The sequence below is a fragment of the Paradesulfitobacterium aromaticivorans genome (assembly GCF_054657415.1).
In genome coordinates this window covers 2,072,984-2,093,983 of record NZ_BAAHYT010000010.1, presented here as the reverse complement: position 1 = coordinate 2,093,983, position 21,000 = coordinate 2,072,984, and the positions used below count along the sequence as shown (strand labels likewise).

Genomic DNA, 21,000 nt, shown 5'->3' with positions numbered 1-21,000 from the left:
TACACGTCAAATTAACTAACCCTGTTAGAATGCCCGCAGGCGGTTGAGCGGATAATAAACGAGCCAGGACTTTCCTATTAAATAGCTTTTTTCTAAGAGACCCCATTCACGGGAATCTCCACTTTGGTTACGGTTGTCGCCCAGGACTAGGACTTTGCCTTTAGGAATTGTCAAGGGCCCGTATGGTGGGTAATCCCCTGCTTTTAAGTACGGTTCCTGAATCACGCGGCCATCAATGAACACCAGGTTATCTTTGAGTTCCACCGTTTCCCCTTCGAGTGCAATTATCCTTTTGACAAATGTACGCTTGGGGTCAAGGGGAAAAGCGAAAACTACAATATCCCCCCGGTTGGGAACCCAGAAGCGGTAAGCCAGCCGATTGACAAGAATCCGGTCACCCGGCATCAGCGTCGGTTCCATCGATGACGAAGGAATAATGTAAGGCTGAAGTACCACTGCCCGCACCAAACCGATCAAAACCACGAGTCCGGCCAAAATTACTAAAATCCTTCTTGCACCTGTTCTTTGTGCCATTGCAACACTCCCTCTCATCTTGTCACACTAGGCTTAGTATGAACAAGGTATTTTGGGAGCATACCACCAGTAAAATTTGGATGTTGCGCACTCAAGTTAGAAATCAATTTGTAATAAGATAACTGTCGCAGAGAGTAAAAAAGAGAGCCCGGCTTGTGGCTCTCTTGGACTTTTAGCGGCGACGCTCACGGATTCGAGCTGCTTTGCCAGACAACCCGCGCAGGTAGTAAAGCTTCGCCCGGCGCACAACACCCATGCGAACTACCTCGATTTTATCAAGTCGCGGAGAATGAAGCGGGAAAGTTCTCTCCACGCCTACTCCAGACGTTACACGGCGCACGGTGAAATTTTCTCTCAGCCCGCCGCCTTTCATCTTAATCACTACTCCTTCAAAAACCTGAATACGCTCTCGGCTTCCTTCGACAACGCGGACATGAACCCGAACCGTATCCCCAGGACGGAAGTGAGGAAGATCTTTTTTCATCTGTTCTTCTTCAATCATACGAATATAATCCATTATAATTTCCCCCCTTCCTTGCCTAGATGTTCATACACTGGTTACACAGAGCGATGTAAAACTTCTGAGCTTCTAAGATCTTTTTGCGATGCAACCATGGCACTAAAAATGCTCTGCCAGCGAGAGGACCATCCGTTATCAACCCCATATATTTTAGCATAAGCGTCAGCGCTACGCAAGCGTACTCAGGAGTCAGGAGTCAGAATGAGAGAGCGGTTTGTCCCCACAGAGATAAGTCAACTAGACTTCATGTGCCGTTAATTCTCCACCTGAAGTAAGTCTGCTTTATTGTCTGGAAATATTCTGACTACTGAATACTGAATACTGAATACCTAAGCAGTAACCAAAACTCATGAACTCCGCAAACGGTCTAAAATAATCGCTACAGCTGAACGGACTGAAAGATGATTGTACTCTCCCGGCCCGTAAATTGGCTCAAGAATAAAATCCGTACTTTCCATAAGCTCGCGTGCCAGACCCCAGCCAGTGCCAAAAAGCAGCAAAACAGGGGACTCTTCCTGTTCCAGTCGTTCGCGCATGGCTGCATAGCTAATTGTATTAGGATACTTTCGGGCATCTGTCGCTACCAGAGCCGGATAGTGTCCCTGCTCTTGCATTATCTCCTCCAGCACTTCTCGCAAATCCACAGCCAAGCGCACCCGCGCAAAGGCCTGCTGGCGGTCAGGGTTATACTCCGCGCCAAACCCTTCCTGCCAAAAAGCCATAATCCTTTGAGCCAGAGACCTTTGTGCCTCCGCCGGATGTACCACATAGTAGCGTTTCAGGCCAAAAGTCGCAGCGCAGCGGGCAATGTCATGAATGTCCAGATTGGTGATGGAAGTAGCCACAATCTGCATGTTTTTATTGTAAACAGGGGCGTGAATCAAAGCGAGATAAAGATCGCCCATTCAGCTTTCCTCCCTTGAAGAAGGGTTTTGTAAAGAACGACGCTTCTTTTTAGGTGGGCGCAGGTGCTCCCACTTCCCTCTCCAGGCACCGATCTCCGGAATCTCGGCCGTCAACTCTTCCAACAGGGGATAATCACCGGGAAGAAATTCAAGTGCAGGAATCAAATCCGGTCGGCGCGTAAAGGTACGGCGCAGAGCTTCCTTACGACGCCAGCGTTCAATATTGGCATGATGACCGGATAAAAGCACTTCCGGAATGAGCTTCCCTTCAAACTCAGGCGGACGCGTGTACTGGGGATATTCCAGCACTCCCTGACTGTGCGAATCGTCCGCACAAGAGCCGCTTTCTCCCAAAACCCCGGGAACCAAGCGGGAAACCGCATCAATCACAACCATAGCGCCCAGTTCACCGCCGGTTAAGACAAAATCCCCGATCGAAACCTCTTCATCTGCCAAGTCCCGGATGCGCTCGTCAAACCCTTCGTAATGCCCGCAGATTAAGACGATTTCATCCAGAGCACTTAGCTCCCAGGCCAAACTTTGGTTGAAAAGACGTCCCTGCGGGGTCAGAAGGACGATTTTGCGTACACTCTGAGGTTCTTGAGGTCCTGGCAGATCCCTGACCGCAGCGTAAATCGGCTCCGGTTTTAAAACCATGCCTGGACCGCCGCCATAAGGGACATCATCCACATTCTTATGCTTGCTTAAAGCATAAGCACGAAAGTTGACAAGCTCAATCTGTAGCAGCTCAGCTTCTTGCGCCCGTTTTAGAATACTTTCTTGAATCGGAGCAAACATCTCCGGAAACAGGGTGAGTACGGTAAACTTAATCATTATTCCTCTTCCACCAGCCCTGGCGGTAGTTCGACATCCATGCGCCGCCCCGCAACATCAACTTTCTTCACAACAGTTTTCAGCGCCGGAACGCAAATTTCCCCCAATGGCCCTTGGACAAGGTAGACATCATTGGCACCTGTTTCCAGCACCTGGGTCAGTATTCCCAGATACCGCTCCCCCTCGTAGACTTGAAGCCCTTCCAGTTCAAAATAATACCATCCTTCTGCAAGCGGCGGCACCTCAGAACGGTCTATCCTGACTTCCCAGCCCCGGTATTTTTCCCCTTCATCCATACTTTCGATCCCATCAAGGGCTAGGTAGACGAAGTCTGGCTGGACCACGGCATTTTTTACCGTAAAACGCTGCTTCGCTGCACCATTGGTCAGAATGATCTCGCGCAAATGTTTAAACCTCATCGGATCATGGGTCAGGGGATAGATTTTTAACTCCCCTTTAACTCCATGCGCTTTTACAACCGCTCCTACCAAGACTTCGTCCATACCGCTGCCCCTTCCCGTGGATAAAACGCCAAAAAGGGCTTAGCGCCCTTCTCAACGTCATTGGTCAATGTCAACATGAACCCGGCGTCCGTCTTTGACAGCAGCCGCTTTCACAAGCGTACGAATTGCGTTAGCAATCTTCCCCTGCTTCCCTATCACTTTGCCCATATCTCCAGGAGCTACCACCAGTTGCAAGTTAACACTCTTCTCTGTCTCCACCTGGGCAACCATGACATCTTCGGGGTGATCTACCAAGGCTTTCGCGAGGACTTCCAGAAGTTCCTTCACAGGAACCACCCCCCTCACCAATCTCTAGTTCTTAGAGTGGAACTTAGCTAAGACTCCTGCTTGGCGCAGCAAAGATTTAGCAGTATCAGAAGGTTGAGCGCCGGTAGACAGCCATTTCAGGGCTTTTTCCTCGTCAATTTTAAGAACCTCCGGACGCTTAGTGGGATCATAATATCCGATTTCTTCAATAAAACGCCCGTCACGGGGAGAATTGGAGTCTGCCACAACCATGCGGTAGAACGGGTTTTTCTTAGCTCCCATGCGGCGTAAACGAATTTTCGTTGCCATTAAATATTTCACCTCCTCACTAGGATACTCTCTTATAATCTATCTTAAACTTAGATAGAAGCTGGATTAGGAAAAAGGAAATTTCATGCCTGGGCCCTTGCCCTTTTTCCCTTTTTTGCCCTTGCCCAGAAGGCCCATGCCGCCCCCGGCAAACTGTTTCATCATCTTCTGCATCTGTTCAAACTGTTTGAGCAAGCGCCCGACCTCCTGAATGCTGGTGCCGCTTCCTTTAGCAATCCGCCGTTTGCGCGAATCCTTGATAATAACAGGTTTGCGGCGCTCCTCGGCAGTCATGGAGCGGATAATGGCTTCAACATGTCCCATCTCTTTCTCATCAATCTGAACGTCTTTAAGCTGCTTGCCCACGCCGGGAATCATCTCGAGAACGGAGGACAGCGGGCCCATCTTTTTTATCTGCTGCATTTGATCGAGAAAATCATCCAGGGTGAATTCCTGCTTGCGCAGTTTTTGCTCCATTTCCTTGGCTTTCTTGTCGTCAAAAGCCTGCTGAGCCTTTTCAATCAGAGTCAGGACATCCCCCATCCCCAGGATTCGTGAAGCCATGCGGTCCGGGTAAAAAGCCTCAAGGGCATCTATTTTTTCCCCGATTCCGGCAAACTTAATCGGACAGCCTGTTACCGCTTTTACGGAAAGGGCAGCCCCGCCGCGGGTGTCCCCGTCCAGTTTAGTCAGGATCACCCCGTCAAGACCCAGTTGATTGTGGAAGCTCTCCGCTACGTTCACAGCATCCTGACCGGTCATGGCATCGACCACTAACAGGATTTCATGAGGCTTGACTGCGCTTTTGATATTGCTGAGCTCCTCCATCAATTCTTCATTAATATGGAGACGTCCGGCAGTATCGATGATTACCACATCCGCACCCGTCATCCCCGCCTGGCGCAGGGCATTCCCGGCAATTTCCACCGGGTTTTTCTGCCCTTCCGCAAACACCGGAATATTTATCTGCTCCCCCAGCACCTGAAGCTGTTTGATCGCCGCCGGCCGGTAGATATCACAGGCAACCATTAACGGGTGTTTGCCCTGTTTTTTAAGCATATTGCCCAATTTGGCAGCATGGGTGGTCTTACCGGCTCCTTGCAACCCTACCAGCATAATCACGGTCGGAGGTTTGGATGCAATCTGGATTTTGCTGCTGACCCCGCCCATGAGCTCAACCATTTCTTCATTGACGATTTTAATGACCTGTTGGGCCGGAGACAGGGATTCCAAGACTTCCTGTCCGACAGCACGTTCCTTGACTTTAGCCACAAAATCTTTGACGACTTTATAGTTAACGTCAGCTTCCAGGAGAGCCATTCGCACTTCCCGCATAGCCTCGTTGACGTCTGCTTCGTTAAGCTTCCCTTTGCCTTTGAGCCGTTTGAATGTCTCTTGCAGTTTTTCGCTTAGGCCCTGAAACATGCCTTCCCCCACTTTCCTTTACCGGTGCATGACTTCTAAAAAATTCTTTCCGTCCAATCCTCGTCTTATAGTTCCTGTAAAATATCTTCAAGTTTGGCCCGGATTAACCGATGCCGCTTCAAAGCAGAGCCGTTGGCAAAGTCATCCGTATTTATTTCCGCCAGCAGCCCGCTGATCTCCAAAAGCTTTTCCCGCTCACTGATGAACCTCTGGACCAAGCCCAGCTTCTCTTCATATTCCAATAAAATCCGCTCAGTCCGTTTCAGCATATCATGAACAGCCTGGCGGCTGGTTTTCTCCACTTCGGCTATCTCAGCCAGGGAAAGATCCTGCTCAAAATGCAAATCCCAGGCGTTTCTCTGCTTCTCGGTCAAGAGCGGTCCATAAAAATCCGCAAGGAGGGCCATTTGGGCTATCTTTTCCATAGGAAACCTCCTGTAAAGCATTTTTACTTTACAGGAGGTATTTTAGAGCAAAGCAGGATGTTTGTCAAGGTTAGCGTCTAATAAAAACGTAGTGATAAAATATCGGTGTTCTATGATACAATAAATGGAGATAGTTTCTATTTCACGCTAATAATTTCTCAACCGGGAGATAATATTATGAATTTGAATTTTACGAAAAAAAGCAAAATTCTATTAGGCATAGCTTTACTGATTTTGAGGGGCTTCATTCAAGTTCTCCTAGAGAAAACCTCCCCAATCCCCTAGAATCTTACAGTAACTAAGGTTTCCCCTATAAAACCTGCAAATAACAACGGTGAGATTAACTTTGCTGCCAAGAGAGAATGAGGGGATTTCATCAGTTACATACCGGTGAATTATTGGACAAAAGGATGTGAAAGATGATGTCGCTAGAGGATGCCAGAACTGACGCATAAATTTTAGATTTCATGCTGGTAAGGGATAACAGGTTTTGTTAGAAAAATTTTTTCGCAAAGTAAGGCTGGACAGATTTTTGCCGTTATGATGAGATAATAGTGTGGGATATCCAGAAGGAGCTGATCGCACTATGGAACATTCTAACGAAAAAGAAGCCACCTTACTGAGCGGACGATGGTTTAGCGAACAAGAATTGCAGGATGCTAAGTATATCGTACAGATGTTTCCTCAATTAAGCCGGTACGAGTTGGCCAAAACCATTTGTGAAGGGTTATCTTGGGTGGATCCGAATGGTAAATATAAGATTCATGCCTGCCAGCAATTGTTAGAGAAGCTTGAAAAACAGTCCGAGATCGTGTTACCGAAAAAACGAACTACCAAGCCTCTTTCACAAGAAGAACAAATCCTAACCGGAGAACAGACTGAGGCGAAACCAGACCTGCATGGAATCGTAGGGGATGTATCTCCCATTAAGCTGGAAGCCGTACGTAGTCGGTACAGCATTCGTTTGTGGAATGAATACGTAGAGCGGTATCATGTCTTGGGTTACAAGCGTCCGTTTGGTGCTCATCAACGGTATTTTATTTGGTCCGGGAATGAACCGAAACAACGGCTGGGTTGCTTGCTGTTTTCAGCGTCATCGTGGGCTTTGTCCGAGCGGGATACGTGGATTGGCTGGAACAAAGAAGCTCGCAGTCAGCGGTTGCTCCTCATTGTAAATAACAGCCGGTTTTTAATCTTTCCTTGGGTTAAGGTGAAAAATCTGGCTAGCAAAGTATTATCTCTAGCTGCACGACCATATTACAATCTTCTCTGGAAAATTCTCTGAAATCATCGTAATCGGCGTGAGAACGAAGTCTAAATAAATCAGACAAAGCCCGACTGGATGTCCGGCTTATCACACCGATCTTAACAAATTCTCTATTAAAATATGATATGACGCCCGAATGTTTTGCTGAATCAAGACTCTTTGTAGCCAATAGCGCACGTACCGCGTGAAATGCGGCATAGTAATATCTGTTTATCGCACTATGATATGAGCCGAGGCGTTCAAGTTCTTCCCCATCTCTAAAAGTAACTTCGGCTTTTTCTAATCTCCACTTGCTTAAATCAGGTATCATATAGAGACTCCCTCCTGCTCAAGAGCATAATAGAAAGCAGTCTCTTTGAAAAGTTGGTTAGTATAATGGGAGACGGTCATAATGATAGGTGAAATCACCACATCGTAATTTAGGTTAACATCTACAGCACTATCCATTATCGTATCATCAGTTAATTTATCTTCTTTTTCTACAAGAACCAAAATATCTATGTCAGACTCGGGAGTGCCGTTTCCCCTAGCTACCGAACCAAAAAGTCTGACATCTTTGATATTGGATGCTAATTTTCGCTTAATAGTTCTGCTAAATTCCTCAATAGCCTTTTGCCAGGTAGGATTGGTCATCGGATTTTCCTCCTTCCTGTAAAAAGTATACCAGAAAACGGTATGATTTTCCATATAGACTATAAAACAAGCCCCAAAAACCCTAGGGCTTGTTTTCTTACGCCTATTTCTTAACTTATTTTTAACTGTTCCCTGGCTTAAGCCAGATTGTCACGTTAGGTTTGCACATCGGAAAATTCCCGGACAATTTTCTTCTGGAAATGTAACCAAAGTCCATTCCCAGATACTCTATAAGTTGGAAGGACATTAATTAACTTATACGGTAAAGGAAGGTGATTTAATGAAGCGGCATTAGGGGGCTACTCCATGAGAAAAAATGGCTAAAATTGAGGACTATGCAATCACAAAGTACTTTAATGAAAGGGGTACAACTAATGAAAAAGCTTATTCCTGTCTTATTACTGATTTCGATGCTGCTGTTTGCTACACCGGTATTAGCTTCACCAACTACCACTGAGCTAACCGGGACTGTTACCCCGGCATCTTACGTGACCATCGCCGGTGGAGAATGCCGGATTTCTGATCTCGGTGAAGGTCTCATAATGATAACAGGGTATACCTCTACGAGTTATGCCGTTGATCGAATAGGATTAACGCTTTATCTTCAATATTACTCAAGCGGTCAGTGGTACACCGTGAATAGCTACCAATATACTGACTACTCTTCGTCCTATGTCAGCGGAACCCAGTATTTATCCGTCTCCAAAGGATATTACTACCGTGTTATTGCAGATCATACTTCAGTTGACGGCGGAATTAATGAAAAAGCGCAATCCTATTCTCAATCTGTGTACATCTACTAAATCAGAGAAACCCAGAACCTATGGGCGGTCTGCCTCAAAATGTGATCAAGTGATAGACTGAGCCATTTTTTCAAGCTCCTTTTGATCTAATTTCCCTGAAATGTGCAATAATAACCCTCTCAGCTGCCAGTTTATTGTGTTCATGCCACTTTTATGGCTAAAGAGTACAGCGGGGTTCCCATTAATCACTAAATCTTTAACCACTGTATCATCTGTGTCATATAAGGTACCCCTCGATGTTGCCCTAGCAATTCTCTCCTGCTCAAAAACAATGACGTTCCCGTTTAATTCATATTCGATAGTAAGATTGTAAAAGTCATTATTTAGATTAGTGAACAACGCACGCCTAAGCTTCATTCCTGGAGGGAGGTAGCTGGGAACAGCCAAATTCGTCGAAACTAAAGCTTGCGCTTCAGCAAGGCTGACTTCTTTTGCTTGCGGGACATCGACCTTATTAACATCGGGAGGAACATTCGGTTCATTCGGGTTTTTATATGTTACCGCCTGGTTGCGAGTAGTCTTGCCAATAGCGAAGTTAAAGAATTCTACGATTTTACTGCCAAAACCATTGGCAACATTCGGGCTGATCATACTGAAGGATCCTATAGCCATAACGACAACAGCGACCCACGCCAGCTTGCGCATCCTAAACCTATTGAGTTTTGACTGTGCTGAGGTAGGTTCTGACTGCGCCGGAGTAGGTTCTGATTCTGCCTTAGTAATTTCTTTCAATAATTCGCCTTTAACCTTCGCCCACTGCTCTTCAAATGGCGGAACTTCAATGGTATTAGCCAATTCCTTGGCGATATGTTCTTTGATCTTCTTTTGAAACTCTATTTCAGAATATGCCATGATAATCACCGCCATTTTCCGCTTCGGTCAATTCACGATACTTTAACCTAGCCCTATGCAGTCTTTGTTTGACATTTTGTTCGCTGATTTCTAATATTTCTGATATCCGGGCCACTGATAAATCGGCAAAGTATTTCAGTACCAGAATTTCCGCTTCATGCTCATTAAGTTTATTAAGTACCTCTTGGACATCCAGCTTCATGTCTAAATCATCGTCAGCCGCAACTATTTTATGAAGGTTTGAGTCTATCGGAACGATTTTGAGGTGAGCTTCCCTCTTTTGGATATGCTTCATTTCATTAAGAGCAATGGCTACGATCCAAGAAGTAAATTTTTCTTTTTTTCTTAGTTTATGAAATTCTCGAAAAGCCTTGATAAAGGCTTGCTGAACCCCATCCTGTGAAAGAACTGGGTCTTTGGTAATGTAACAAACAGTGTAATAGATATCCGTATAGTGTGCTTCACATAATCTTTCGAACATCTCTATGGAAACCGGGTTTGGGTCTTCGATATTTGACACAGCCTCTCCCCCCTCTCAATGAAATGGTATTAGTAAATAAAACGAACTCAGTAAGACAACCACCCAAAGGGGCGTAGAGGAATATATAGTTTCTTGGGCAGCCTGTTACACTGATTCCAAGAGACGTATCTAATCCCTCTACAACTTCATTAAATCATTTAATTCCTTTTTATCTAAAATAAAACATAATCAAATAGCTGGAAAACGAAGTGAATAATGGGTACTGAAAAAATAAGCGTTAACTTACTTTTTAATTGAAGATACTATATGACTATGAGTTAAAAACGGATTTCGAGGAGGTATACTAATGACCAAAAAGTTAAGATTTTTAATTGTAGGTTTTTTATCTCTACTTTTTATTGCAGGAACTTTTGGTATATCAAACCATTATTCTTATGCTGATCAAAAATATATTGAATTAGCAGGTAATTACATTAAAACTAATTCTGAACTGCTTTCTAAATCAATTAACTCAGTAGAAAATAAATTAGTAAATAACGAAGATGTTGTTACAAATGTTAATTTATTACCAATTACTATTCAAGAGATTGAATTTAGAAAAGGCTTGCGGCAAGTAGCTGGAGATGTGGATGTAAGTGATAAAGCAGTTTTTAACACTTTAGTTGAGGAAAAATTGATAATTAGTTATGCAATAAAAAATAATATTCTTCCGTCAAAAGACGAAATTGATGATTTTATCGAATCAGAAAGAGTATTGTATGAAACAGTAGCTACTACTAAAAAATTAGTAGATGATTTTTGTGCCGCAGCTAATATAAGTATTGAAGATTATTGGAAAACATATGAATACTATAATGCTTACAGAATAGTTACATTTAAGAAAGCTTATGATTATGCAATTGAAGCTGGAATAAAAAAAGGTGAACTAAAAGTTTTAAAAAATACTAATAATCAAATAGATAGACAAATTGTTAATGAACATGAAGACTATTGGAAAAAAATAAAAAAGGAAGCTAAGGATAAAACATCCTTAGAAATAAACAAGCAATACCAAAATAGAGGTTTTATTATCGATAAATCTAAATTATATTTATAAGGAGGTAAGGGAAATGAAGAAATATTTATATATCTTATTTTCTATAATATTATTAATCTAGTTCTTGTAGGAAATGCTTATGCTACCGATGTTTCAGCATCCGGAACTTCTACTCATTCAGGATGGAGCCCAGATTTCGGTATAAAAAGTTTTAATGTACACACTACTTATGTTGGTAATCAATATGATCAAAACGGTTATCAATATGTTGATGGACATGATTATCTTGTCTATATTGTATCATCATATAGTCCAGAGATTTCAAGAGGATCAGCACTAATACAAGACGTAACATTAGTGGATACCTATAATGGTACTGTTTCAACATTATATGGAAGTAGTTTCTCGAATGGTTTATATCGCAGTTATATCTTACCATATCCTAGAACGGACCTTATTCAGAAAGTTAGTTATAGTTGGCTTACTGGTTATACAGGTGTGACTTATAGAATTAAAGCGGAGACATTATATGATAATGAAGAGTTTTCGGGAATGACTGGTACAGATACTTACTATACATCCTATTTTTAATCGATACTGTTAATACCCGGGCCATAAAAGAGATGGAACGGATGGACGGAAAATGCCTGATTCGCACCACGGATGATACGCTTCTTTAGAACTTCACCCAGTGTGTAATCGCAAGGAAGAACGTATTCGCGCCCATGTTGCTCTATGTTGGTTGGCTCTTCTTCTCGTCAGACTAGCCGGAGGTGAACACGCGCCAAACGTGGAAAAACTTGCGTCGGAGTTGGAAGACTTGGACCTGAAGAATACGAATTGATTGACAGAAAAGTATAGCAGGGAACGGAATTAACCGAAGCACAAAAGAGAATTCTTCTTGCTTGAAATCCCGGAACCCGCGAAAATATGAGGTATTTCCGTTCTGAAGGAGTCAAAAACGTAGATACACGACAATGTTATCCACAATTGCCTTAAGCCCTTGGCGCAATTGGTTTTAAGGCGATTTTTATGCCTACAGACTGTCGAAGCCGAGTATTTCTAAATTAGAGAAAATAATATTGGGAATTGGAAAATTGATGATATTGGAGAAGATCATTATGATTAAATTCCAAGTTAGAAAAGGCTCCAAGATTGTCTTCGCTGGAATATTCTAATCAAGCCAATTCTCCCTCAATCCGCTTGGCCCGCTCCTCTACTTCCCGACAAATCCTCTTTTCGTCCAGCGTGAGGAGTTTCCTTTCTTCCATTAAGATTTTACCGTCCACGATTACGGTGCGCACGTCTCCGGCATGAGCCGCGTACACCAAATGCGCAGGAATGGAAAAGCGCGGGTAAAAGTGGGGCTGGTCCAGGTTAACGCTGATGAGGTCGGCCTTAAAGCCCGGAGCGAGCATTCCTACTTTTTCGAGTCCGAGAGTCTTGGCCCCGGCGATGGTGGCCATTTCTATGACCTCATAGGCCGGCAGAGCGGTTGGACCTACCTTTAGCTTTTGCTGGAACGCTGCCGAACGCATTTCCCCGAAGAGGTCGAGGTTGTTATTGCTCGAAGCTCCGTCCGTGCCCAATCCTACCGTCACGCCGCGGGCACGCAGTTCAGGAATGGGGGCCGTGCCGCTGTTAAGCTTCATACTACTCTCCGGATTATGAGCTACGGCCACTCCCTTGGCGGCGAGAATATCCATATCATTTTCCGTTAGGTGGACACAATGGGCAGCCACCACCTGTCCCCCGTAAAGCCCGAGCTCGTCCAGCCACTCAATCGGGGTTTTGCCGTACTGGTCCCGGATCAATTTTTATGTCTAAATCATCGTCTGACGAAGCTATTTTATGAAGGCTTGAGTCTATCGGAACTATTTTAAGGTAGGATTCTCTTGTTTTGATATGCTTTATTTCATTGAGGGCAATTGCAACGATCCAAGAAGAAAATCTTTCTTTTTTCCTTAGTGTGCCAAACTCTTTAAAAGCCTTTATAAACGCTTGCTGAACCCCATCCTGCGCAAGAACCGGATCCTTAGTGATAAAAAGTGTAATAGATATTTTCATAATGCTGCTCACACAGTGCTTCGAAAATCTCTATGGATATGGGGTTTGGGTCTTCTGTATTTGACATAGCCTCTCCCCCTCTCAGACTCTGGTGTTCTGAAAAATATTCTAACATTTTTTTAGAAAAGATGTAACCAAAATATGTCCTAAGATACTCTATATGGTAGGCGACGGAATTAAATACTTTCTATAGAGGGGGGAATGAGACATTATCCTTTATCCCTTAAAAACTAAAAAATTTATTTAGATCCCAGGGTTGCTTTCAGGCTGAATTTAGGTTTAGGGAAACTTACTTTATTAAAAATAAGAAAGGATGAATAAAATGGTTAAAAAGAAACGTCTGCTATTGATATTAACAATTATATTTACACTAATTCCTTATGTTGTTTCAGCTCAGCCACCCGTAAAACATGTTATATCCAGCTCAATAGAATCGGACGAGGATGTTGTATTAGATAATTTGCCTCTGACTCCAAAAATAGTGTCTTCCGCAATTGATAAAGATGGGAAACAGATTCCGTTGCACACTAAGGCCAAACATAAACTGATTCGCAAGTATGTTCAAGATGGAGAAACTCATTATATTGGTCAAACCGATTTGGAAGTACCTGTAAACATCCAAAATGTCACTGAATCTGGTATCGCTCACTTACTGTCGCCAACTATTGCGTATGCAAATTCAGGTTCAGGAACAGATACAGTAATTTCGACTATTACTCAACATGAAACTGCTTACTGGGAATACGTTTACGGTTCCACTGGTGATCTGAGGTATTATAAGTGGACCGGCATGACAGGTTACTGGACCAGGGGCGAAACTCGTTATTATACTCATGATGCTCATTTCCAGACAGCTGCTATGGGTGTAAAAGTTGAAGGTGGGAGTTTTGTCGCATCAGCTACCAGCAGCGATTATTATCCTTATTTTTCAAGTAGTAGCCCCTACACCTCGAACACTATTGGCTGGTGGGATGGAGAATGGGCAAATTGGCCATATATATACCCATCTGAAAGCTTTCAGGCACAACTTTATGGTACGGTTTACGGTTCATGGGGTTATATTACTACAATAAACTCATCAGTCGGCTGGTTCTAGAATTAAAATTAAGACATAAAAACCTAAATTCAGCCTGTAGCACTTTTCAAGTTTAATAATACTTGTTATTTTTAAAATTAAGGTAACTAAAATGAGAGGAGAGGAACTAAGATTAATAAACGTGTACTAGTATATGTCATTTATTCAATGCTGATATGTGTATCATTGTATTTTTGTCTCTCCTACGGACTTAAATTAAACTTAGAAAAATCCCAAACCCTTAATGCTTATCCATCTATGATATTTGACGCGATATTCCCAGTGTTAATGGGGCTACTTTTAGAGGGCCCAAATTTTCTAACTAAAATGAAAATTAGAGGAAGCTGGGGAATAGATTGGCTAAAACTTGTTACTTTGGGAATTCCTACATTAGTTATAACTACCTCACATTTGTTATATTTTTCTCCAATCGGGAATTTTGTTTATCCAATATTATTACCCTGGAATTATAATGATCAGGCTGCAATAATTAGCGGAGTGATATTTGGATACGTATTAATTAATTCAATAAAAAAAGTACAAGAGAGACCCCGCGATATCATAGCTGATGATTATTCTATTAATCATTCAAAGTAAGTCCGGCTAAGCCAATTCTCCCTCAATCCTCTTGGCCCGCTCCTCAACCTCTTGACAAATCCTCTGTTCATCAAGGGTGAGGAGCTTCCTTTCTTCCATTAAGAACTTGCCGTTGACAATCGCAGTGCGAACGTCTCCGGCGTGAGCCGAGTACACCAGGTGGGCGGGGATGGAAAAACGCGGGTAAAAATGGGGCTGGTCCAGGTTAATGCCGATGAGGTCGGCCTTAAAGCCCGGAGCGAGCATTCCCACTTCTTCAAGGCCCAGAGCCTTAGCCCCGCCGATGGTCGCCATTTCCAGGACTTCATAGGCCGGAAGAGCGGTTGAACCTGCTTTGAGCTTTTGCTGGAAGGCGGCGGAACGCATTTCACCGAAGAGGTCGAGATTGTTATTGCTTGAAGCCCCGTCCGTGCCTAAACCCACCGTCACTCCGCGGGCACGCAGTTCTGGAATGGGTGCCGTGCCGCTGTTCAGCTTCATGTTGCTCTCCGGATTATGAGCCACGGCTACTCCCTTGGCGGCGAGAATGTCCATATCTTTTTCCGTTAAATGGACACAATGGGCTGCCACCACCTGCCCCCCGAAAAGCCCGAGCTCGTCCAGCCACTCAACCGGGGTTTTGCCGTACTGGTCCCGGATAATTTTGATCTCATCCCGAGTTTCCGCTACATGAATATTAATTCCGACCCCGTATCGGTCAGCTTCTGCCTTAACTTCCTGCAGAAAATCCCCAGAGCAGGTGTAGGGGGCGTGCGGGCCAAACATCACTTGGATGCGTCCGTCCCCCGCCTTATGCACGGGTCGGAAAAGGCCTCCGAAGATCGTTTCGGGGGTTTCCCTTTTCCTCCCAGAAGGGGTCTGGTACTTCCCGACATTTGTCGAATCGTCGAATCAGCCCCAATCAGGGAAACCTCTTCGGGGTCTTTTCGAGTTTCCGGAGAGAAGGCACCTCATAAGTTTTTCCGGTGATGGAGTTGCTCGACAAGGCCGCACCATGGAATGTTTAAAGTGCAAGAGAAACGACAATCTGGTATAATATGAGAATAAGGGAGGTAGGATGCATGACGATTAATTCCTCGTTTATCCTCCGTCGCACCAACGATTATTTTTTCAAACGGGTCTTTGGCTCGGAGGAAGGAAAAGACGTCTTAATCGACTTTCTTAATGCAGCACAGAACAGACCCCCTCACGATCGGATCAAAAGTGTAACATTTGAGGATCGAGAGATCGATCCGGAACGATATTTGGATAAAGCAATTCGACTCGATGTTGTCGCGACCACAGAACTAGGTCACATATAATGCCATAGAAGAATGGTTAATCTATCTTAGTGATATCCAAGGAGAAGCACTGGAGGCGATTGCGATGAGTAATCCGGCAATTCGTAAAGCACTTTCGATTGAAGAAATGTTCAAAGCAAATGCTCAGGAACGGCGTCTGTATGACATGCGGATAGCCTAGATGAGGCCACGGCTTTTATTAAAGATAGCTTACTCTCTTAATAAGACACACTGATCGTGCTAATACCTACTCAAGCCAAAAAGACCTCCGAAGTTCGGGGGTCTTCCTTTTCCCACTTTCAATCAGATCAATTCTCCCTCAATCCTCTTGGCCCGCTCCTCAACTTCCTGACAAATCCTCTTTTCATCAAGGGTGAGGAGTTTCCTTTCTTCCATTAAGATTTTGCCGTCTACGATGACGGTGCGGACGTCCCCGGCGTGAGCCGCGTACACCAAATGGGCGGGGATTGAAAAACGCGGGTAACAATGAGGTTGGTCCAGGTTGACGCTGATGAGGTCGGCCTTAAAGCTTATTTAAGGTTATTGGTGATTTCGTGAATGATACCTCTAGCTTGTTCCTTCGCCATAATACAATCTTCTTTAGTAAATATTCGAAAATCATCGTAATCCGCATGAGAACGAAGTCTGAATAAATCGGACAGAGCCCTGCTCGAGGTTCTGCTTATCACACCTACCTTTACAAATTCTCGGTTAAAATTCGATATTACGCCGGAATGTTTTGCAGAATCGAGACACCTTTGTAGCCAATAACGCACGTACTGCGTGAAATGTAGCGTAGTAATATCTGTTTATCGCACTATGATATGAGCCAAGACGTTCAAGTTCTTCTCCGTCCCTGAAAGTTGTTTCGGCTTTTTCTAGTCTCCACTTGCTTAAATCAGAAATCATAAAGAGACTCCCTCCTGCTCAAGAGCATAATAGAATGCAGTCTCTCTGAAGAGTTGATTAGTATAATGGGAGACAGTCATAATGATAGGTGAAATCACCACATCGTAACTAAGGTTAACATCCACAGCAGCATCCATTATAGTATCATCAGTTAATTTATCCTCTTTTTCAACAAGGACCAAAATATCTATGTCAGACTCCGGGGTACTGCTTCCCCTAGCCACTGAGCCAAAAAGTCTTACATCTTTGATGTTGGACGCTAGTTTTTCCTTAATACTTTTGCTAAATTCCTCAATAGCCTGTTGCCAGTGCGGGTTGGTCATCAGATTCCCCCCCCCTTTCCTTATTGATAGTACTAGAAAACGGTATGATTTTCCTGATAGCAATCAAGGCCAAAAAACAAGCCTCAGGATACCCTGGGGCTTGCTTCCTTCCGGTCGATCTTCCTCAATTATCTTGGCCTGCCCCTCGGCTTAATCCGGATTTAAGGTTGTAAGGTTTGCACACCGGAAAATCTCTGAACATTTTTCTTCGGAGATGTAACCAAAGTACGTGCTCAGATACTCTATAGGGTAGAAGGACGAAAATTTAACTTGTTACGCAAAGGAAGGTGATTCAGATGAGATGGCATTAAGGATAATATGCCGTGAACAAAATATGGCTATGATCAAGAACTCTACACACAAAAGCGTGGTTTAAGAAAGGAGTACAACGAATGAAAAAGCTTATTCCTGTATTATTACTGATTTCGATCTTACTATTTGCTACACCGGTATTAGCTTCACCGGCCACTGCAGACCTGACCGGGACCGTTACCCCGGCGGCTTATGTGACAATCGCAGACGGAAAATGCTGGATCTCAGATCTCGGTGATGGCTTGATAAAGATTTCCGGATATACTTCTACCATTTACGCCGTTGATCAAATAGGGTTAACGCTGTACCTTCAATATTACTCAAGCGGTCAGTGGTACACCGTGGACAGCTACCAATATACTGACTACACTTCGTCCTATGTCAGCGGAACCCAGTATTTATCTGTTTCCAAAGGATATTACTACCGGGTTTTTGCAGAGCATACTTCAGTTGACGGCGGAATTAATGAAAAGGGGCAATCCTACACTCCTTCTTTGTACATTTACTAAGCTAGAGAGAAACAGCTCTAAATAGGCAGTTTCTCAAAGAAAATGTGATTAAGTGATAGACTGAGCCATTTTTTGAAGTTCTACTTGATCCACTTTTCCTGTGATATGCAATAGAAGTCCTCCCAGCTGCCAGTTAATTGTGTTCATGCCATTTTTATTGCTAAAAAGTACAGCAGGGTTCCCATTAATGATTAAATCTTTAACCACTGTATCATCCGTATCATATAACGTGCCCAGTGACGTTGCCTTGGCAATTCTCTGCTGTTCAAAAACGATCACATTGCCGTTTAATTCATACTCGATAGTAAGATTGTAAAATCCATTGCTTAAATTGGTCAATAACGCCCGCCTAAACTTCATTCCTGGCGGCAGGTAACCGGGAACGGCCAGATTCGTCGAAATTAAAGCTTGCGCTTCAGCAAGGCTGACTTCTTTTGCTTGCGGAACATCGACACTATTAACATCCGGAGGAACACTTGGTTCATTCGGGTTCTTATATGTTACCGCTTGATTACGGGTTGTCTTGCCAACGGCGTAATTAAAAAATTCTACGATTTTACTGCCAAAACCATTGGCAACGCCAGGGCTGATCATACTGAAGGAACCTATAACCATTAGGGCAACAGCTATCCACGCCAGTTTGCGCAGCTTAAACCTCTTGAGTTCGGGCTTTACCGGAGTGGTTTCTTTCAATAATTCAGCCTTAACCTTTGCCCATTGTTCTTCAAAAGGCGGAACTTCTATGGTATTAGCCAATTCCTTAGCGATTTGCTCCTTGATCTTCTTTTCAAATTCTAGTTCAGAATACGCCATGATAATCACCGCCAATTTCCGCTCCGGTTAATTCTCGATACTTTAACCTAGCCCTATGTAACCTTTGTTTGACGTTATGCTCGCTAATTTCTAATATTTCTGATATCTGAGTGACTGGTAAATCAGCAAAGTATTTCAATACCAAGATTTCCGCTTCGTGATCTTTAAGCTTACTAAGCACCCCTTGGACATCAATTTTCATGTCTAAATCATCGTCTGACGCAGCAACTTTATGAAGGCTTGACTCTATTGGAACTATCTTAAGGTAGGATTCCCTCTTTTTGATATGCTTTATTTCATTGAGCGCAATTGCAACGATCCAGGAAGGAAATTTTTCTTTTTTCCTTAGAGTACCAAACTGTTTAAATGCCTTTATAAAGGCTTGCTGAACCCCATCCTGCGCAAGAACCGGGTCTTTAGTGATGAAACAAACAGTGTAATAGATATCAGCATAGTGTGCTTCGCACAGTCTCTCGAAAATCTCTATGGATATAGGGTTTGGGTCTTCGGTATTGGACATAGCCTCTCCCCCTCTCTCAAGGATAAGGTATTCTAAAAATATTCTAACATTTTTCCAGAAAAGATGTAACCAAAATATGTACTCAGATACTCTATATGGTAGAAGGACAAAAAACTACTATAGTCGAAAGCGAGGTAGTGAAATGAAATGCATAGTTAATGGCATTTGTCCCTAATCACCAAATAATCATAGCTAGGGCATCGCGAGGAAGCTTAAAATAGCCCTCGGAAGATAATCCGGGAGCATACTAATTACAACGAAGAATAGAAAAATGAAGAAGTTATTTTCAAGTATTTATGGTAATTCTTACATTAACCTTGCTATTTAGTGTCTGGTGAAAAACCCCCGTTGGCGTAGACGTGGCAAAATAATGAACACACAGATTCCGAACGAAGCGGTTGCACCTTTGTTTTTCCACCGGATTCTTTATTTAAGTTCTGCTAGCTGCCTTAAGTTATAAGGCAAGATGCCGAACCCAACCCAAGTGCTCACGCCACGGTGATCTCGGGACAGACTCTTACCAAGACCATAGCTGCGCTTTATATGAAAGTATGAGAATAAAAAAAGGCTTTGTACAAATTCCAGACCCTTAGCACCCACCCTAACGTTCAGTTAGCTAGACAAGGAGGGATTAGGACTTTCGACCCGGCTCTTTTTAGTAAATTCGACTTGAGGTAGTAATTACAATGTGATGGAACCAATTAAAATTGGAAGGAACATTTATCGGTGAAACGTGTGACCTTTTTCGTGATACTTTTTGTCATTTTATCTTTTTCTTTGCAAAGTGCTATTTCTCCTTCACTACTTACAATTAGCGAACACTCCTCAGAGTGGGGATTACAAGCAGTTGAAGCTCCAATAGTCTGGTCAATGGGTATTACAGGCAATGGAATCACTGTTGCAGTAGTTGATACCGGAGTAGATAGTAGTATCGACGATCTCAAGGGAAATTTAAGACCTGGTTTTAATGCACTTTCCGGAGGTTCAAGCTTTGCGGAGACCAATGATAGCTTTGGGCACGGAACACAGATAGCAAGCCTTATTGCAGGAAATGGGCAGGGGCTCGGGATTATCGGAGTTGCCCCTCAGGCAAAAATTATGCCGGTGAAGGTGCTTGATAATCCACATGATGGCAATGTCCAAAATATACAATCAGGGATTCGGTGGGCAGCAGATAACGGAGCAAGAATTATTAACTTAAGTTGGGGAAAAGCTTCGTTGGATGCCCCGTTACAAGAGGCAGTTGAGTATGCTCAAGCCAAAGGATGTCTTATCATTGCTGCCGCAGGTAACCACTTAGAAGGAGAAAATCCGAGTATTTTATATCCCGCTGCCTTACCTGAAGTTGTAGCTGTTGGAGCATTGACTAAAGATTATAATATAGCCCCTTTTTCCAATACGGGAAACAATCTCAATCTAGTTGCTCCAGGAACAGAGATTTTATCCTACAGCGTTGGGGCCTTAGGTCCAAACAAGCTTACTCTTAGCGATGGTACGTCTGTTGCGTCGGCTTTCGTATCAGGAGTGGCAGCTCTTGTCTGGAGTGCCCACCCTGACTGGTCCGCTCAACGAGTGATATCTAGTATCAGACAATCTGCTAGAAGGCTCGACCAGTCTAAAAGCACTTCCTATTTCATATTAGGTGTGCCTAGTGCCTATAGGGCTATAGAAATGGCAACTCCGTAAACCAAGCTTCAATGGTGTCCATTAAGTGGATCGAAATATTATGATTTTAGAAAAATGGATTAGCATCGCTAACCGTAGTTTTAGGTAGTTCATTTTGTACCAAAGAGATACACGG

26 protein-coding genes and 3 pseudogenes are annotated in these 21,000 nt (G+C 43.5%); 7 read left to right on the top strand and 22 right to left on the bottom strand.

Going from position 1 to position 21,000, the window contains the following annotated elements; translation table 11 throughout:
• Positions 1-24: 24 nt before the first annotated feature.
• From lepB to ACYQ2N_RS15995, 9 genes are all read right to left on the bottom strand, one after another.
• Positions 25-534: a signal peptidase I gene (gene lepB, locus ACYQ2N_RS16035; protein ID WP_460000314.1), complete on the bottom strand. Its 510-nt coding sequence runs from the start codon at positions 532-534 to the stop codon at positions 25-27.
• Between the two features lie 172 nt (positions 535-706).
• Entirely contained in the window at positions 707-1,051 is a 345-nt protein-coding gene (gene rplS / locus ACYQ2N_RS16030) for a 50S ribosomal protein L19 (protein ID WP_460000313.1), read from the bottom strand.
• Between the two features lie 350 nt (positions 1,052-1,401).
• A complete protein-coding gene (locus ACYQ2N_RS16025) occupies positions 1,402-1,959 on the bottom strand; it encodes an RNA methyltransferase (RefSeq protein WP_460000311.1) in 558 nt (185 codons plus the stop codon).
• A complete protein-coding gene (gene trmD / locus ACYQ2N_RS16020; protein WP_460000310.1) occupies positions 1,960-2,793 on the bottom strand; it encodes a tRNA (guanosine(37)-N1)-methyltransferase TrmD in 834 nt (277 codons plus the stop codon).
• The gene (gene rimM / locus ACYQ2N_RS16015; protein ID WP_460000308.1) at positions 2,793-3,296 is read right to left on the bottom strand and encodes a ribosome maturation factor RimM; all 504 of its coding nucleotides are present in this window, start codon (positions 3,294-3,296) and stop codon (positions 2,793-2,795) included. Before rimM ends, trmD begins: the two co-directional genes overlap by 1 nt.
• Positions 3,297-3,353: 57 nt before the next feature.
• A complete protein-coding gene (locus tag ACYQ2N_RS16010; protein ID WP_460000307.1) occupies positions 3,354-3,584 on the bottom strand; it encodes a KH domain-containing protein in 231 nt (76 codons plus the stop codon).
• A gap of 24 nt (positions 3,585-3,608) precedes the next feature.
• On the bottom strand, positions 3,609-3,872 hold the full coding sequence (rpsP, locus tag ACYQ2N_RS16005) for a 30S ribosomal protein S16 (RefSeq protein ID WP_460000306.1): 264 nt from the start codon (positions 3,870-3,872) through the stop codon (positions 3,609-3,611).
• A gap of 66 nt (positions 3,873-3,938) precedes the next feature.
• Positions 3,939-5,297 (bottom strand): signal recognition particle protein, encoded by a 1,359-nt coding sequence (ffh, locus tag ACYQ2N_RS16000; RefSeq protein WP_460000305.1) that lies wholly within the window; start codon positions 5,295-5,297, stop codon positions 3,939-3,941.
• 65 nt (positions 5,298-5,362) lie between these two features.
• Positions 5,363-5,722 (bottom strand): putative DNA-binding protein, encoded by a 360-nt coding sequence (locus tag ACYQ2N_RS15995; RefSeq protein ID WP_460000303.1) that lies wholly within the window; start codon positions 5,720-5,722, stop codon positions 5,363-5,365.
• Between the two features lie 586 nt (positions 5,723-6,308).
• On the opposite strand from ACYQ2N_RS15995, the gene ACYQ2N_RS15990 reads away from it, so the two are divergent.
• Positions 6,309-7,007 carry a Druantia anti-phage system protein DruA gene (locus tag ACYQ2N_RS15990; RefSeq protein WP_460000301.1) on the top strand — a complete coding sequence of 233 codons (699 nt, stop codon included), beginning with the start codon at positions 6,309-6,311 and terminating at the stop codon, positions 7,005-7,007.
• On the opposite strand, the gene ACYQ2N_RS15985 is transcribed toward ACYQ2N_RS15990, so the two are convergent.
• Positions 6,946-7,299, bottom strand: a complete 354-nt coding sequence (locus ACYQ2N_RS15985) for a HEPN domain-containing protein (protein ID WP_460000299.1) — start codon at positions 7,297-7,299, stop codon at positions 6,946-6,948. The genes ACYQ2N_RS15990 and ACYQ2N_RS15985 overlap by 62 nt on opposite strands.
• Complete coding sequence (locus ACYQ2N_RS15980) at positions 7,296-7,622, bottom strand: nucleotidyltransferase domain-containing protein (RefSeq protein WP_460000297.1); 327 nt, start codon at positions 7,620-7,622, stop codon at positions 7,296-7,298. The genes ACYQ2N_RS15985 and ACYQ2N_RS15980 overlap by 4 nt, the downstream gene beginning before the upstream one ends.
• A 374-nt stretch (positions 7,623-7,996) precedes the next feature.
• Here ACYQ2N_RS15980 and ACYQ2N_RS15975 point away from each other — a divergent pair, with 374 nt between their 5' ends.
• Complete coding sequence (locus tag ACYQ2N_RS15975; protein ID WP_460000296.1) at positions 7,997-8,425, top strand: hypothetical protein; 429 nt, start codon at positions 7,997-7,999, stop codon at positions 8,423-8,425.
• 45 nt (positions 8,426-8,470) lie between these two features.
• Here ACYQ2N_RS15975 and ACYQ2N_RS15970 read toward each other — a convergent pair whose 3' ends face one another.
• On the bottom strand, positions 8,471-9,277 hold the full coding sequence (locus ACYQ2N_RS15970; RefSeq protein WP_460000294.1) for a DUF4367 domain-containing protein: 807 nt from the start codon (positions 9,275-9,277) through the stop codon (positions 8,471-8,473).
• Positions 9,264-9,797, bottom strand: coding sequence for an RNA polymerase sigma factor (locus ACYQ2N_RS15965; RefSeq protein WP_460000292.1), 534 nt, complete (start codon positions 9,795-9,797; stop codon positions 9,264-9,266). Before ACYQ2N_RS15965 ends, ACYQ2N_RS15970 begins: the two co-directional genes overlap by 14 nt.
• Before the next feature lie 307 nt (positions 9,798-10,104).
• On the opposite strand from ACYQ2N_RS15965, the gene ACYQ2N_RS15960 reads away from it, so the two are divergent.
• The gene (locus ACYQ2N_RS15960) at positions 10,105-10,854 is read left to right on the top strand and encodes a hypothetical protein (protein ID WP_460000290.1); all 750 of its coding nucleotides are present in this window, start codon (positions 10,105-10,107) and stop codon (positions 10,852-10,854) included.
• A 1,118-nt stretch (positions 10,855-11,972) separates the two neighbouring features.
• Here ACYQ2N_RS15960 and ACYQ2N_RS15955 read toward each other — a convergent pair.
• Positions 11,973-12,611 (bottom strand): annotated as a pseudogene (locus tag ACYQ2N_RS15955) (amidohydrolase family protein); the annotation flags it as partial.
• Positions 12,574-12,861 carry an RNA polymerase sigma factor gene (locus ACYQ2N_RS15950; protein ID WP_460000289.1) on the bottom strand — a complete coding sequence of 96 codons (288 nt, stop codon included), beginning with the start codon at positions 12,859-12,861 and terminating at the stop codon, positions 12,574-12,576. The gene ACYQ2N_RS15950 and the pseudogene ACYQ2N_RS15955, both read right to left, overlap by 38 nt.
• A 322-nt stretch (positions 12,862-13,183) precedes the next feature.
• On the opposite strand from ACYQ2N_RS15950, the gene ACYQ2N_RS15945 reads away from it, so the two are divergent.
• Positions 13,184-13,957, top strand: a complete 774-nt coding sequence (locus ACYQ2N_RS15945) for a hypothetical protein (protein ID WP_460000288.1) — start codon at positions 13,184-13,186, stop codon at positions 13,955-13,957.
• A gap of 582 nt (positions 13,958-14,539) precedes the next feature.
• Here the strand turns inward: ACYQ2N_RS15945 and ACYQ2N_RS15940 are convergent.
• A pseudogene (locus tag ACYQ2N_RS15940) lies at positions 14,540-15,328 on the bottom strand (amidohydrolase); the annotation flags it as partial.
• A gap of 266 nt (positions 15,329-15,594) precedes the next feature.
• Here ACYQ2N_RS15940 and ACYQ2N_RS15935 point away from each other — a divergent pair.
• Positions 15,595-15,834: a PD-(D/E)XK nuclease family transposase gene (locus tag ACYQ2N_RS15935; protein ID WP_460000287.1), complete on the top strand. Its 240-nt coding sequence runs from the start codon at positions 15,595-15,597 to the stop codon at positions 15,832-15,834.
• 282 nt (positions 15,835-16,116) lie between these two features.
• Here the strand turns inward: ACYQ2N_RS15935 and ACYQ2N_RS15930 are convergent.
• The 4 genes and pseudogenes from ACYQ2N_RS15930 to ACYQ2N_RS15915 all read right to left on the bottom strand — a co-directional run.
• Positions 16,117-16,341, bottom strand: a pseudogene (locus ACYQ2N_RS15930) (N-ethylammeline chlorohydrolase); the annotation flags it as partial.
• A 2-nt stretch (positions 16,342-16,343) separates the two neighbouring features.
• Positions 16,344-16,589, bottom strand: coding sequence for a HEPN domain-containing protein (locus ACYQ2N_RS15925; protein WP_460000286.1), 246 nt, complete (start codon positions 16,587-16,589; stop codon positions 16,344-16,346).
• Positions 16,525-16,722, bottom strand: a complete 198-nt coding sequence (locus tag ACYQ2N_RS15920; protein ID WP_460000285.1) for a HEPN domain-containing protein — start codon at positions 16,720-16,722, stop codon at positions 16,525-16,527. Before ACYQ2N_RS15920 ends, ACYQ2N_RS15925 begins: the two co-directional genes overlap by 65 nt.
• Entirely contained in the window at positions 16,719-17,045 is a 327-nt protein-coding gene (locus tag ACYQ2N_RS15915; protein ID WP_460000284.1) for a nucleotidyltransferase domain-containing protein, read from the bottom strand. The genes ACYQ2N_RS15920 and ACYQ2N_RS15915 overlap by 4 nt, the downstream gene beginning before the upstream one ends.
• Before the next feature lie 392 nt (positions 17,046-17,437).
• Between ACYQ2N_RS15915 and ACYQ2N_RS15910 the strand changes: the two genes are divergently transcribed.
• Positions 17,438-17,866, top strand: coding sequence for a hypothetical protein (locus ACYQ2N_RS15910; protein ID WP_460000282.1), 429 nt, complete (start codon positions 17,438-17,440; stop codon positions 17,864-17,866).
• Positions 17,867-17,914: 48 nt separating this feature from the next.
• Here the strand turns inward: ACYQ2N_RS15910 and ACYQ2N_RS15905 are convergent, their stop codons facing one another.
• Both ACYQ2N_RS15905 and ACYQ2N_RS15900 read right to left on the bottom strand, forming a co-directional pair.
• On the bottom strand, positions 17,915-18,679 hold the full coding sequence (locus ACYQ2N_RS15905; protein WP_460000280.1) for a DUF4367 domain-containing protein: 765 nt from the start codon (positions 18,677-18,679) through the stop codon (positions 17,915-17,917).
• Positions 18,666-19,199, bottom strand: a complete 534-nt coding sequence (locus ACYQ2N_RS15900; RefSeq protein ID WP_460000279.1) for an RNA polymerase sigma factor — start codon at positions 19,197-19,199, stop codon at positions 18,666-18,668. Before ACYQ2N_RS15900 ends, ACYQ2N_RS15905 begins: the two co-directional genes overlap by 14 nt.
• A gap of 726 nt (positions 19,200-19,925) precedes the next feature.
• Between ACYQ2N_RS15900 and ACYQ2N_RS15895 the strand changes: the two genes are divergently transcribed.
• Entirely contained in the window at positions 19,926-20,885 is a 960-nt protein-coding gene (locus ACYQ2N_RS15895; RefSeq protein WP_460000277.1) for a S8 family peptidase, read from the top strand.
• Positions 20,886-21,000: the final 115 nt, after the last annotated feature.